The sequence below is a fragment of the Pseudomonas sp. S5D5 genome (assembly GCF_003013355.1).
Taxonomy (GTDB): Bacteria; Pseudomonadota; Gammaproteobacteria; order Pseudomonadales; family Pseudomonadaceae; genus Aquipseudomonas; species Aquipseudomonas aylmerensis.
Window position 1 is genome coordinate 2,125,462 of the sequence record NZ_PTEO01000001.1, and the last position, 13,682, is coordinate 2,139,143.

9 protein-coding genes are annotated in these 13,682 nt (G+C 63.1%); 7 read left to right on the forward strand and 2 right to left on the reverse strand.

The window, feature by feature from the left end:
- Positions 1-3,279, reverse strand: coding sequence for an EAL domain-containing protein (locus tag C9990_RS10065; protein WP_106803175.1), 3,279 nt, complete (start codon positions 3,277-3,279; stop codon positions 1-3).
- Between the two features lie 65 nt (positions 3,280-3,344).
- Positions 3,345-4,235 (reverse strand): LysR family transcriptional regulator, encoded by an 891-nt coding sequence (locus C9990_RS10070; RefSeq protein WP_065904527.1) that lies wholly within the window; start codon positions 4,233-4,235, stop codon positions 3,345-3,347.
- A 147-nt stretch (positions 4,236-4,382) separates the two neighbouring features.
- Here C9990_RS10070 and leuC point away from each other — a divergent pair, with 147 nt between their 5' ends.
- The 7 genes from leuC to C9990_RS10105 all read left to right on the forward strand — a co-directional run bounded on the left by leuC (position 4,383) and on the right by C9990_RS10105 (position 13,580).
- Positions 4,383-5,801 carry a 3-isopropylmalate dehydratase large subunit gene (gene leuC, locus C9990_RS10075; protein ID WP_106803176.1) on the forward strand — a complete coding sequence of 473 codons (1,419 nt, stop codon included), beginning with the start codon at positions 4,383-4,385 and terminating at the stop codon, positions 5,799-5,801.
- A gap of 10 nt (positions 5,802-5,811) precedes the next feature.
- Positions 5,812-6,456, forward strand: coding sequence for a 3-isopropylmalate dehydratase small subunit (leuD, locus tag C9990_RS10080; RefSeq protein ID WP_065904531.1), 645 nt, complete (start codon positions 5,812-5,814; stop codon positions 6,454-6,456).
- 146 nt (positions 6,457-6,602) lie between these two features.
- The gene (locus C9990_RS10085) at positions 6,603-7,367 is read left to right on the forward strand and encodes a class I SAM-dependent methyltransferase (RefSeq protein WP_106803177.1); all 765 of its coding nucleotides are present in this window, start codon (positions 6,603-6,605) and stop codon (positions 7,365-7,367) included.
- 53 nt (positions 7,368-7,420) lie between these two features.
- A complete protein-coding gene (leuB, locus tag C9990_RS10090; protein ID WP_065904535.1) occupies positions 7,421-8,503 on the forward strand; it encodes a 3-isopropylmalate dehydrogenase in 1,083 nt (360 codons plus the stop codon).
- 64 nt (positions 8,504-8,567) lie between these two features.
- Entirely contained in the window at positions 8,568-9,680 is a 1,113-nt protein-coding gene (gene asd, locus C9990_RS10095) for an aspartate-semialdehyde dehydrogenase (protein WP_106803178.1), read from the forward strand.
- 172 nt (positions 9,681-9,852) lie between these two features.
- Positions 9,853-10,863, forward strand: a complete 1,011-nt coding sequence (locus C9990_RS10100) for an aspartate-semialdehyde dehydrogenase (RefSeq protein WP_106803179.1) — start codon at positions 9,853-9,855, stop codon at positions 10,861-10,863.
- Positions 10,864-11,024: 161 nt separating this feature from the next.
- Positions 11,025-13,580, forward strand: coding sequence for a FimV/HubP family polar landmark protein (locus C9990_RS10105; RefSeq protein ID WP_106803180.1), 2,556 nt, complete (start codon positions 11,025-11,027; stop codon positions 13,578-13,580).
- Positions 13,581-13,682: the final 102 nt, after the last annotated feature.

The window sequence follows — 13,682 nt, forward strand, 5'->3', positions numbered from 1 at the left end:
TTAACCCAGCAACTGCCTGAACCCCTCGATCGGCAAGGGCCGGCTGTGTAAGAAACCCTGGAACAAATGGCAGCCCAGCTTTTGCAGGAATGCCAGTTGCTCCGAGGTTTCCACACCTTCGGCAATCACTTCCAGGTTCAAGCTGCGAGCCATGGCCACGATGGCGCGGATGATTTCGGCGTCGTTCGGGTCGTGGGTCGCGTCGCGTACAAACGACTGGTCGATTTTCAGCGCATCCACCGGCAGGCGCTTGAGGTAGGTCAGCGATGAATAGCCGGTGCCGAAGTCATCCATCGCAAAGCTCACGCCGAGTTTTTTCAGCCGGCGCATCTTGCTGATGGTGTCTTCCAGGTTCTGGATCACGATGCCTTCGGTGATTTCCAGCTTCAGCAGGCTGTAAGGCAGTCGATGCTGCTTGAGGCTGCGCTCCACCCGTTCGACAAAGTCGTTCTGGCGAAACTGTCGGGGGCTGATATTCACGCACAGGCTGAAATTCAGCGGGTCCACCAGGCCGTCGGCAATCAATTGCTCGAACGCGGCGCAGGCTTCATCGAGGATCCAGGTGCCCACTTCGAGGATCAGGCCGCTGTCTTCCAGCACCTTGATAAATTCGGTGGGGGACTGTGCGCCCAGCTGCGGATGCTGCCAGCGCACCAGTGCTTCGGCCCCGACGATCTTGTTGCCGCGCGCATCCACCTGCGGCTGGTAATGCACGCTGAACTCCCCGCGCGACAGTGCCAGGCGCAGGTCGGTCTCCATGCGCAGCCGCTCGCTGGCGGTTTTCTGCATGCTGTTGTGGAACATCTGCGTGGTGTTGCGCCCCGAGTCCTTGGCGCGGTACAGGGCGATGTCGGCGCGCTTGAGCAAGTCGGCCGGGGTCGAGCCATGATCGGGAATCAGTGCCACGCCAATGCTCGGCGTGACCTGCAAGCGGTGGCCATCGAGGAACATCGGTTCCGAGAGCAATTCGCGCAGGGTGTCGGCCAGTTCCTGCACCTGGCCACTGACTTCGCTGCGCGTACCCTCCAGCCCGCTGAGCAGCACCACAAACTCATCGCCGCCCAGGCGCGCCACCGTGTCCTCCATGCGCACGCTGGCTTCGAGGCGTGCGGTGACGATTTTCAGCACCGTGTCGCCCACCGGGTGGCCGAGTGAATCGTTGATGTGCTTGAAGTGATCGAGGTCGAGAAACAGCAGGGCACCGCGCAGGTTGTGGCGCTTGAGCAGGGCGATCTGCTGGCTCAGGCGGTCCATCAGCAGCGCGCGGTTGGGCAGGTTGGTCAGCGGGTCGTGATAGGCCAGGTGGCGAATCTGCGCCTGGGCGTTCTTCAACAGGCTTACGTCGCGCGCGGTCAGCAGCAGGCACGGGGTTTCATTGAGGGTGATCGGCTCGACCGACACTTCCACCGCCAGCACTTCGCCTCGCTTGTTGTGCCAGAGCATTTCCAGGTGATGGATGCGCCCCTTGATCTGCAGCTCGGCGAGCAATGCCGCGCGCTGGTTTTCGTCGGCCCAGATGCCGATCTGGTACAGCGTCAGGCCGATGGCATCCTCGGCGCGGTAGCCGGTCAGGCGGCAGAAGCCGTCGTTGACCTCGACATAACGGCCGGTGTCGCGCTCGGTGATGGAAATCGCATCGGGGCTGGAATGAAACGCCTTGGCGAACTTCTCTTCGCTGGCCTTCAGCGCGGCCTCCGAGCGTTGCTGCTGGGTAATGTCACGCAACGTGGTGACGATGCACGGCTGGTTGCCGACCTTGATCAGGCGGCTGGAAATCACGCAGGTCAGGGCCTGGCCGTTCTTGTGGTGCACCACGATGGCCACGTTGCTCAGCCCCTGCTCGCGGATCACCCGTTCGATACGCTGCAGGCGCTTGCTCGATTCGTCCCACAGGCCGATCTGCTCGGCGCTCTTGTCGATGACCTCGGCGGCGGTCCAGCCGAAGGTCTGGGTAAAGGCCGGGTTGATCTCGATGAATGCACCGCTGTCCAGGTAGGTGACGCAGATCGGATCGGGGCTGGCCTGGAACAGGCTGGCAAATTTTTCCTCGGAGGCGGTCAGGCGTTGTTCGCGCTCGACCTGGTCGGTGATATCCAGCAGGGTGCCGGCCATGCGCTGCGGCGCGCCCAGTTCGTCGCGGTAGAGGCGGGCGCGGCTTTCCAGGTAACGCGAGCTGCCATCCTCCAGCTGCACGCGGTAGGTCAACTGATAGTTGCCGGCCGGGCCTTCGCGCAACGTGCGGTAGGCGTCGCGCATATTGTCGCGTTCTTCATCGGGCATGCCTTCAAAGAACGCCTCGAAGGATTCATGGAACGGCTCGGGCGGCAAGCCATGCAACTGGGCGGCGCGGGCCGAGCCGTAGAGCATGCCGCTGGGAATGTGCCAGTCCCAGGTGCCCAATTGCGCCGAGTCCAGCGCCAGGTCGAGGCGCTCCTGGCTGTCCTTGAGCGCCTGCTCGGCATTTTTGCGATCGGTGGTGTCGACAAAGGTGCTGATCAGGTAGGCCTCGCCCTCCAGTTCGACTTTCTGCGCGCTGAGCGTGCCATCGTGAATCTGCCCGTTGCTGGCGCAGAACTGTACTTCCATGCTGATCGGTTCGCCCTTGCGCTGAGTGGCCTTGACCAGTTGCGCGCGTTGTTCGGGGTGGCGCCACAGCCCCAGGTCCAGGGTGGTGCGGCCAATGACGTCGGCCACCGGCCAGCCGAAGTGCATTTCGAAATACTGGTTGGCCTCGCTGATCAGCCCGTCGGATTGGCGGGTCAGCAGGACCATGTTCGGGCACAGGTGAAACAGCGTGGCGAAGCGCTTTTCGGAGTGGCTGAGGGCGTGCTCGCGCTCGCGCTGGCGTGTGGTCTCGCGGATCACCCCGATCATGCGGCGCCGGCCCGCCTTGTCGGGGGCCAGGCTGCCGTTGATTTCCAGCCAGTGATGGCTGCCGTCCGGCCACTGGATGTGGTGATGCATGGCCTGCTCGAACGGCTCGCCGGCCAGCACCGCATGAAAGGCGCGCACCACGCGGGTGCGGTCCTGCGGTGCGAGCAGGTCCAGGTAGTCGAGGTCCTTGGGCAGCGGTTGGCGCGGATCGAAGCCGAACAGCGCCTGGGTACCCCGCGACCAACTGATGCGCCCGGTGTCGATTTCCCAGCACCATGCGCCCAGCCGCGCCGCATTCAGGGCGGCCAGCAGTTGCGGGGCACTGTCCCAGCTTTGCTCCGCCTCTTGAGGGTCAAGGGCGTAGATGCGTGGCAGGGGAGGCAAGGAATCGACGGGGTTGCGCATTATCAAGGGGCCTTGGCTCTGTGGGCGTTCGGCGCGGTAGGTTCAGACCTTGAGGGCGCACAAGTTCATGCCGGTGTCCCTGGCAGATCGACCTGTGCATCCAATAGGCTCATGAAAGCCCGCGCAGCGTTCGACAGCGTCCTTTCGGTGTGCACGATATAGCCTAGCTGGCGACTGAGCTGTATGCCCGGCAAAGCGATACTTGCCACCTGATCGTCGAGCATGGTGCGCGGCAAAACGCTCCAGGCCAGGCCGATCGACACCATCATCTTGATAGTTTCCAAGTAGTTAGTGCTCATCGCGATATTCGGCGTCAGGCCCTGGGCCTCGAACAGCCGGCTGACAATATGGTGCGTAAAGGTGTTGCCACCGGGGAAAACTGCCGGGTGGCCGGCAATATCGGCCAGGCTGACGGAGCCGTTGCTGATCAGGCTGTGTTCCGGCGCCACCACGAAATCCAGCGGGTCGTCCCACACCGGGGTGGCGCGGACGAGGTGGTGAGGATCGGGCGCCAAGGTGATCACGGCCACTTCGGCGCGGCCGTGGAGGATTTCTTCGTAGGCCACTTCCGAATCGAGAAACTGGATATCCAGCGCCACATTCGGGTACTCGCGGGTAAACGTGCGCAGGATCGGCGGCAGGCGGTGCAGGCCGATATGGTGGCTGGTGGCCAAGGTCAGGCGACCGCTGACTTCACCGGTCAGGTTGGTGAGGGCGCGGCGGGTGTCGTCCAGCACATTCAGGATCTGATAGGCACGCGGCAGCAGGGCGCGGCCGGCCTCGGTCAGTCCCACTTCACGGCCCAGGCGGTCGAACAGGCGCACCTTCAATTGTTGCTCCAGGCCAGCAATGCGCTTGCTGATGGCCGGCTGGGTCAGGTGCAGGCGTTCACCGGCGCCGGAGAAGCTGCCGGTCTCGGCGATGGCAATAAAGGCATTGAGGTTGGCCAGGTCCATTGTGCTATTCCAGTTGGTAATCCAAAGCATAAAAAATATGAATTTGAGTTATTTAATGTAGCGCCATACCATCAGCCTCACAAGCCAAAGGGTTATTGAATGTCTCAAGACCCGGGGCATAGAAAGACCGCTGATGAGGACCGACTGATGGCCGGCAAAACGCTTTACGACAAGCTTTGGGATTCCCATGAAGTGAAACGGCGCGACGATGGCTCGTCGCTGATCTATATCGACCGTCACATCATCCATGAAGTGACCTCGCCCCAAGCGTTCGAAGGCCTGCGCCTGGCCGGGCGCAAGCCTTGGCGCGTCGACTCGATCATCGCCACCCCGGATCACAACGTACCGACGACTCCCGAGCGCAAGGGCGGCATCGAAGCGATTGCCGACCAGGTCTCGCGTTTGCAGGTGCAAACCCTCGACGATTACTGCGACGAATATGGCATCACCGAATTCAAGATGAATGACGTGCGTCAAGGGATCGTGCACGTGATCGGCCCGGAGCAGGGCGCCACCTTGCCGGGCATGACCGTGGTCTGCGGTGACTCCCACACCTCCACCCACGGTGCCTTTGGCGCCCTGGCCCACGGCATCGGCACGTCCGAGGTGGAACATGTGTTCGCCACCCAGTGCCTGGTCGCCAAGAAAATGAAGAACATGCTGGTGCGCGTTGAAGGCAAGCTGCCCTTCGGTGTGACCGCCAAGGACATCGTCCTCGCGGTGATCGGCAAGATCGGCACCGCCGGCGGTAACGGGCATGCCATCGAATTCGCCGGTAGCGCGATCCGCGACCTGTCCATCGAAGGCCGCATGACCATCTGCAACATGTCCATCGAGGCCGGTGCCCGTGTGGGTATGGTGGCGGCGGATGAAAAAACCGTGGAATACGTCAAAGGCCGTCCTTTCGCCCCGCAAGGGTCGGAGTGGGATGCCGCCGTCGAAGCCTGGAAAGACCTGGTGTCCGACGCCGATGCGGTGTTCGACACCGTGGTCGAGCTGGACGCTGCCCAGATCAAGCCGCAAGTCAGCTGGGGCACCTCGCCGGAAATGGTCCTGGCCGTCGACCAGAACGTGCCGGACCCGGCGCAGGAAGCCGACCTGGTCAAGCGCGGCTCCATCGAGCGCGCCTTGAAGTACATGGGCCTCAAAGCCAACCAGGCGATCACCGACATCCAGTTGGATCGCGTGTTTATCGGTTCCTGCACCAACTCGCGGATCGAAGACCTGCGCGCCGCGGCGGTGATCGCCAAGGGCCGCAAGGTGGCTTCGACCATCAAGCAAGCGATCGTGGTGCCAGGTTCGGGCCTGGTCAAGGCGCAAGCCGAAGCCGAAGGCTTGGACAAGATCTTCCTCGAAGCCGGTTTTGAATGGCGTGAGCCGGGCTGCTCGATGTGCCTGGCGATGAACCCGGACCGCCTGGAGTCGGGCGAGCATTGCGCGTCGACCTCCAACCGTAACTTCGAAGGGCGTCAGGGCGCCGGTGGGCGTACCCACCTGGTCAGCCCGGCCATGGCCGCTGCTGCTGCCGTCAACGGTCGTTTCATCGACGTTCGCGAATTGATCTGAGGAAAACCCGATGAGAGCTTTTACCCAACACACAGGATTGGTCGCGCCGTTGGACCGTGCCAACGTCGACACCGACCAGATCATCCCCAAGCAGTTCTTGAAGTCGATCAAGCGCACCGGTTTCGGCCCCAACCTGTTCGACGAGTGGCGCTACCTGGACGTGGGTTATGCCTACCAGGACAACTCCAAGCGCCCGTTGAACAAGGACTTCGTGCTGAACGCCGAGCGCTACCAGGGCGCCAGCGTGTTGCTGGCCCGGGAAAACTTCGGTTGCGGCTCCAGCCGTGAACACGCGCCGTGGGCCCTGGAAGAATATGGCTTTCGCAGCATCATCGCGCCGAGCTACGCCGACATCTTCTTCAACAACAGCTTCAAGAACGGCCTGTTGCCGATCATCCTGAGCGACGCTGAAGTGGACGAGCTGTTCAAGCAGGTTGAAGCCGACGTCGGCTACCAGCTGACTGTCGACCTGGCCGCGCAGACCGTGACCCGTCCGGACGGCAAGGTGTATCACTTTGAGGTGGACGCGTTCCGCAAGCACTGCCTGCTCAACGGCCTGGACGACATCGGCCTGACCTTGCAGGACGGCGATGCGATTGCAGCGTTTGAAGCCAAGCACCGGGCCAGCCAGCCTTGGTTGTTTCGTGATGCGTAATTCTATGTAGGCTGCACTGGCCCCTTCGCGAGCAAGCCCGCTCCCACATTCGACCGAGTTCCTTGAGTTGAAATGCGATCAAATGTGGGAGCGGGCTTGCTCGCGAAAGGGCCTGTACGAACAACACAAAAGCCAGGAACATCACCATGACCAACACCGCCCACACCCAAGTCGTGCAAAAACAATTCGGCGAGCAAGCCTCGGCCTACCTGAGCAGTGCCGTGCACGCCCAGGGCACCGAGTTCGCACTGCTCCAGGCCGAGCTGGCCGGGCAGGGCAGTGCACGACTGCTGGACCTGGGCTGCGGCGCCGGGCATGTGAGTTTCCAGGTGGCACCACTGGTCAAGGAAGTTGTGGCCTACGACCTGTCCCAGCAGATGCTCGACGTGGTGGCCGGCGCCGCCAAGGACCGTGGCCTGGGCAATATCCGCACTGTCCACGGTGCCGCCGAACGCCTGCCGTTTGCCGACGGCGAGTTTGACTTTGTGTTCAGTCGCTACTCGGCCCATCACTGGAGCGACCTCGGCCTGGCCCTGCGTGAAGTGCGCCGGGTGCTCAAGCCGGGTGGCGTGGCGGCGTTCGTCGATGTGTTGTCACCGGGCAGCCCACTGTTGGACACTTACCTGCAAACCGTCGAGGTGCTGCGCGACACCAGCCACGTGCGTGATTACTCCGCCGCCGAATGGCTGCGCCAGCTCAGCGAAGCCGGCCTGCGTGTGCGCACCAGCAGCCGCCAGCGCCTGCGCCTGGAATACACCTCGTGGGTCGAACGCATGCGTACGCCGCAGGCGCTGCGCGCGGCGATCCTTGAGCTGCAGCAGGCGATGGGCCAGGAAGTGCGCGATTATTACGAGATTCAAGCCGACGGCACCTTCAGCACCGACGTGCTGGTGGTCTTCGCCGAGCGCTGATTAACTTTTTCCGACCTGCCCACGGGCAGGTCGCTTGATGAAATGAGGAACGCATGAGCAAGCAGATTCTGATTCTCCCTGGCGACGGTATTGGTCCGGAAATCATGGCCGAAGCGGTCAAAGTCCTGGAACTCGCCAACAGCAAGTACAGCCTGGGCTTCGAATTGAGCCACGACGTGATCGGCGGCGCCGCCATCGACAAACATGGCGTGCCGCTGGCTGACGAAACCCTGGACCGCGCCCGCGCGGCCGACGCCGTGCTGCTCGGCGCCGTGGGTGGCCCGAAGTGGGACAAGATCGAGCGTGACATCCGTCCTGAGCGCGGCCTGCTGAAAATCCGTGCGCAACTGGGCCTGTTCGGCAACCTGCGCCCGGCGATCCTCTACCCGCAACTGGCCGATGCCTCGAGCCTCAAGCCGGAAGTGGTCGCGGGCCTGGATATCCTGATCGTGCGCGAACTGACCGGCGGTATCTATTTCGGCTCGCCACGCGGCGTGCGCGAGTTGGAAAATGGTGAGCGCCAGGCCTACGACACCCTGCCGTACAGCGAGAGCGAAATCCGCCGGATCGCCCGTGTCGGCTTCGACATGGCCCGCGTGCGTGGCAAGAAAGTCTGCTCGGTGGACAAGGCCAACGTGCTGGCGTCCAGCCAGCTGTGGCGTGAAATCGTCGAAGAAGTCGCCAAGGACTACCCGGACGTCGAGCTGAGCCACATGTACGTCGATAACGCCGCCATGCAACTGGTGCGTGCGCCGAAGCAGTTCGACGTGATCGTCACCGACAACCTGTTCGGCGACATCCTGTCCGACCAGGCGTCGATGCTCACCGGCTCCATCGGCATGCTGCCGTCGGCGTCCCTGGACACCAACAACAAGGGCATGTACGAGCCTTGCCATGGTTCGGCGCCGGACATCGCGGGCCAGGGCATTGCCAACCCGCTGGCGACCATCCTGTCGGTGTCGATGATGCTGCGCTACAGCTTCAACCTGGGCGAAGCGGCGGATGCAATCGAGAAGGCCGTGAGCCTGGTGCTGGATCAAGGTTTGCGTACCGGCGACATCTGGTCGCAGGGTTGCACCAAGGTCGGCACACAAGAAATGGGCGACGCAGTAGTCGCCGCGCTGCGGAATCTGTAATCTCTCGGGCCCGCTTGCAGTTGTTGCTGCAAGGCGGCCCACTTTTTAACAAGGTGTAGTTGCGATGAAACGTGTAGGTCTGATCGGTTGGCGCGGTATGGTCGGTTCCGTGCTCATGCAGCGGATGCTGGAAGAGCAGGATTTCGATCTTATTGAGCCGGTGTTTTTCACCACTTCGAATGTCGGTGGCCAAGGGCCGTCCGTGGGCAAGGATATTGCCCCGCTCAAGGACGCCTACAGCATTGAAGAGCTGAAAACCCTCGACGTGATTCTGACCTGCCAGGGTGGCGACTACACCAGCGAAGTCTTCCCCAAGCTGCGTGAAGCCGGCTGGCAGGGCTACTGGATCGACGCCGCCTCGAGCCTGCGCATGCAGGACGACGCGGTGATCATCCTCGACCCGGTCAACCGCAAGGTCATCGACCAGCAGCTGGATGCCGGCACCAAGAACTACGTCGGCGGCAACTGCACCGTCAGCCTGATGCTGATGGGCCTGGGCGGCTTGTTCGAAGCCGGCCTGGTCGAGTGGATGAGCGCGATGACGTATCAGGCGGCCTCCGGTGCCGGCGCGCAGAACATGCGTGAGCTGATCAAGCAGATGGGCGCGACCCACGCGGCCGTCGCCGATCAACTGGCCGACCCGGCCAGCGCGATCCTCGACATCGACCGCCGTGTGGCCGAAGCCATGCGCAGCGATGCCTACCCGACCGAGAACTTCGGCGTACCGCTGGCCGGCAGCCTGATCCCGTGGATCGACAAGGAACTGCCGAACGGCCAGAGCCGTGAAGAGTGGAAGGCCCAGGCCGAAACCAACAAGATCCTCGGGCGCTTCAAGAACCCGATCCCGGTGGACGGCATCTGCGTGCGCATCGGCGCCATGCGCTGCCACAGCCAGGCGCTGACCATCAAGCTGAACAAAGACGTGCCGATCGCCGATGTCGAAGGGCTGATCAGCCAGCACAACCCGTGGGTCAAGCTGGTGCCGAACAACCGCGACATCAGCATGCAGGAGCTGAGCCCGACCAAGGTCACCGGCACCCTGAATGTACCGGTAGGCCGTCTGCGCAAGTTGAACATGGGCAGCCAGTTCCTCGGCGCATTCACCGTGGGCGACCAGCTGCTGTGGGGCGCGGCGGAGCCGCTGCGTCGCATGTTGCGGATTCTGCTGGAGCGTTGATCGCTTCCTTGCATTGAAAAACCCCGTGCCCTGGTGACAGGCGCGGGGTTTTTTATTGCCCTGGCTTGCCTGCGATGAGGCCATCAGCCATCCCCCAAAGCCCCAGGCTAATTGCCTCACCCCCAGCCACCCGGTAAAGTGCCGCTCCCCCCGCAATGCCCGAGGCAGCCCCATGACCCAGACCTTTGAAATCGCCGTGATCGGCGCCACCGGCACCGTTGGTGAAACCCTGGTGCAGATCCTCGAAGAACTGGATTTCCCGGTAGGCACCCTGTATCTGCTGGCGGGCAGCAACTCCGCCGGGGCATCGGTGCCGTTTCGCGGCAAGAATGTGCGGGTCAAGGAAGTCGACGAGTTCGATTTCAGCAAGGCGCAATTGGCGTTCTTCGCGGCGGGGCCGGCAGTGACCCTGAGCTTCGCGCCGCGGGCCACGGCCGCCGGATGCTCGGTGATCGACCTGTCGGGCGCCTTGCCCGCAGAGCAGGCGCCCCACGTGGTGCCGGAGGCCAATGCTGAGGTGCTGAAGGGGCTGAAAAAGCCATTCCAGCTCGCCAGTCCCAGCCCCTCTGCCACCAACCTGGCGGTGGTCCTGGCGCCATTGCACGGCCTGCTGGATATCCAGCGGGTGAATGTCACCGCCTGCCTGGCAGTCTCCGCCCAGGGCCGTGAGGCCGTCAGCGAGCTGGCCCGGCAAACCGCCGAGCTGCTGAACGTGCGTCCGCTGGAGCCGCAGTTCTTTGATCGGCAGATGGCGTTCAACCTGCTGGCGCAAGTCGGCACGCCAGATGCCCAGGGCCACACCGCGCTGGAAAAACGCCTCGTCCACGAACTGCGCGCGGTGCTGGGCTTGCCTTCCCTGAAGATTTCCGCCACTTGCGTTCAAGCCCCGGTGTTTTTTGGCGATAGCCTGACAGTGTCGTTGCAATTGGGGGCGGCGGTGGATCTGGCTGTCGTCAATCGCGCGCTGGACGCAGCGCCCGGCATCGAGCTGGTCGAGGAGGGCGATTACCCCACCGCCGTGGGCGACGCGGTGGGCCAGGATGTGGTCTATGTGGGCCGAGTGCGCGCCGGTGTGGATGACCCGGCGGAACTAAATTTGTGGCTGGCGTCAGATAACGTACGCAAAGGCGCAGCGCTTAACGCCGTACAGCTGGCGCAGTTGTTGATAAAAGGCCTTGCGTAAAAGATACTTGGCGGCAATTTGTAGATTGATTCTAGCCAGGCGCTATGCTTGGCCCGAAGCGGAACAGAAGCGTGTCGGTGACCTATCGGCTCGCCATGCCTTATGGCAGCGGTTACCAACCTTCTCGCAGGCCGGGGAGTGTTCAAACAAAGGATGAGGCTATGGTTCAAGTTCGCAAACTGGTGTTAGCAATAGCGGCCGCCTCGGCGCTGTCCTCCGGTATGGCGCAGGCGCTGCAGCTGGGGGAGATGACCCTCAAGTCGAAGTTGAACCAGCCGTTGTCGGTGGAAATCGAATTGCTCGATGTCGGTGGCCTCACGGCGTCCGAGATCACCCCGAGCCTGGCTTCCGACCAGGCGTTTGTGGATGCCGGGGTTGACCGCCAGGCCTTTCTCAATGACCTGACCTTTACACCGGTGGTCAATCCCAACGGCCGCAGCGTGGTGCGTGTCACCTCCAGCAAGCCGTTGCCCGATTCCTACGTACGCTTCCTGCTGCAGGTGCAATGGCCCAACGGCCGCCTGATGCGCGACTACAGCGTGTTGCTTGACCCGGCAAAATTCGACCAGCCAGCGCCGACGGCAGCAGTCCCTGCACCGCGTGCGGGGACTGCAGCCAGCACCGCGCCTGCCGCGACCAAGCCTGCGCAACACACAACCACCTCCCGCGATACCTTGTGGGAAATTGCCGCGAAGAACCGCAACGGCGGTTCGGTACAGCAGACCATGCTGGCTATCCAGGCGCTCAACCCCGATGCGTTTATCGACGGCAATATCAACCGGCTGAAAACCGGCCAGGTCCTGCGCCTGCCCGACACGGTGCAAAGCACCGCACTCGCGCAACCACAGGCGATTGCCGAAGTCAGCGCACAGAACGCCGCCTGGCGTGAGGGGCGCCGTTCGGGCACGAATCAGGCGGCAGGCAAGCAACAGCTGGACGCCACCCGGCGTACCCAGGCCGGTAATGCACCGGCAAGCACCAACGCCAAGGACAACCTGAGCCTGGTCTCGGCCGAAGCCGCGCGCAAGGGTGGCAAGGGCAAGGCCGGCGACGGCCAGGCGCTGAGCGACAAGCTGGCGATGACCCAGGAACAACTCGACACCACTCGCCGCGACAACGAAGAGCTGAAAAGCCGTGCGGCCGACTTGCAGAGCCAGTTGGACAAGCTGCAAAAGCTGATTCAGCTGAAGAACGATCAACTCGCGCGCTTGCAGGCGGAGAAGGGTGATCCGAGCGCGCAGGCCACGGCGGCGATGCCCGCGCAGTTGGCCAGCGACCCGGCGGCCGCTTCAACGGCCCCTGCAGCCCCGGCCGCTGCCGCTACGCCAGCAGCGCCCGCACCCGAGCCGATCAAGCCGGAGGCTGCGCCCGCCACCACCGAAGGCAAATTCAATGACCTGCTGACCAACCCGATCGTCCTGGGGGTGATCGGCGGTGCGGCGGGCTTGCTGGTGCTGCTGCTCCTGCTGTTGTGGGCGCGTCATCGCAATGCGCGCCTGGAAGAGGAAAAGCACCTGCGCATGGCGCGGGCCCTGGCTGAAGAGCCGGCCTTCACCTCCAATATCGACCATGACCTGCCGCCCGACAGCTTCGAAGGCCTGGAAGTACCGCCGCCGAACGTCAAGCTGGCGGCCGCCCCCGCGCCGGCCCCCGTGGTTGAACCGGCGGTGGTGGCGCCGACGGTTGCTTCGGTGCTCGCGCCGCTGGCCGTTGCCGTGGCCCCGGAAAACGCCAACGACGCATTGGTACAGGCGCAGTCGCATATAGACCGTGGCCATCTGAACCAGGCCGCTGACGTGTTGGAGCAAGCGATCAAGCACGAGCCCAAGCGCAGCGACCTGCGCTTGAAGCTGATGGAAGTCTACGGCCTGCAAAACGACAAGGACGGTTTCGTCACCCAGGAGCGTCAACTGGTCGCCAACGGTGAAAACCATGCCCAGGTCGAGCAGCTCAAGAGCCGCTTCCCGGCCATGGCGGTGCTGGCGGCAGGCGTCAGTGCCGCCGTCGCCGCGGCCGCGCTGGATGCCCAGTACGTCAAGGATTTGCTTGAAGACAAACCCGCGGCCCCTGAGCCTGAGGCGTTCGACACCGATTTCGACCTGAGCCTGGACGATCTCGAAGCGGCTTCGCCGGCCGAGGTCAAGGGTGATCAGCAGACGTTTGAATCGCTCCTGCAGCAGCAGACCGAAGCCAAGGCGAGCCCGGATGATCTGTCGGACTTCGACCTCGACCTGCAGTTGGATGCCCCGGTTTCGGCGCAGTCCGACGACGACTTCCTTTCCGGCCTTGAAGACCAGATGAAGGATGTGCCGGCGGTCGAGCCGCCGACCCTGACGCCTGCGGCGCTGGATGACTTCGACCTGCCGGAAGATTTCGACCTGTCCCTGGCCGACGAACCGGAGGCCACCGCCAAGCCTGATGCCTTCGCCTCGGAGCTGGATGACGTCAACGCAGAGCTGGATCGCCTGTCGCAGAGCCTGGAACACCCCTCCATCGAGCCGTCCTTCACCGCTGAAGACGCGGCACTGGGCGGTGATGAACCGGAGTTCGACTTCCTCTCCGGCACTGACGAAGTCGCCACCAAGCTCGACCTGGCCCAAGCCTATATCGACATGGGCGACGCCGACGGTGCGCGGGATATCCTTTCCGAAGTGCTCACCGAAGGTGATGAAGTGCAGCGCGGCGAGGCCAAGGAAATGCTCGGCCGGCTGGCGTAACAGTCAATAGTTGATGCAGCGGCGACCTTCGGGTCGCCGTTTTTGCTTTTGTCGGCGCTGATTTGCCGGCGATACCCTTCACTCGGTTTTACCGAAAGACCG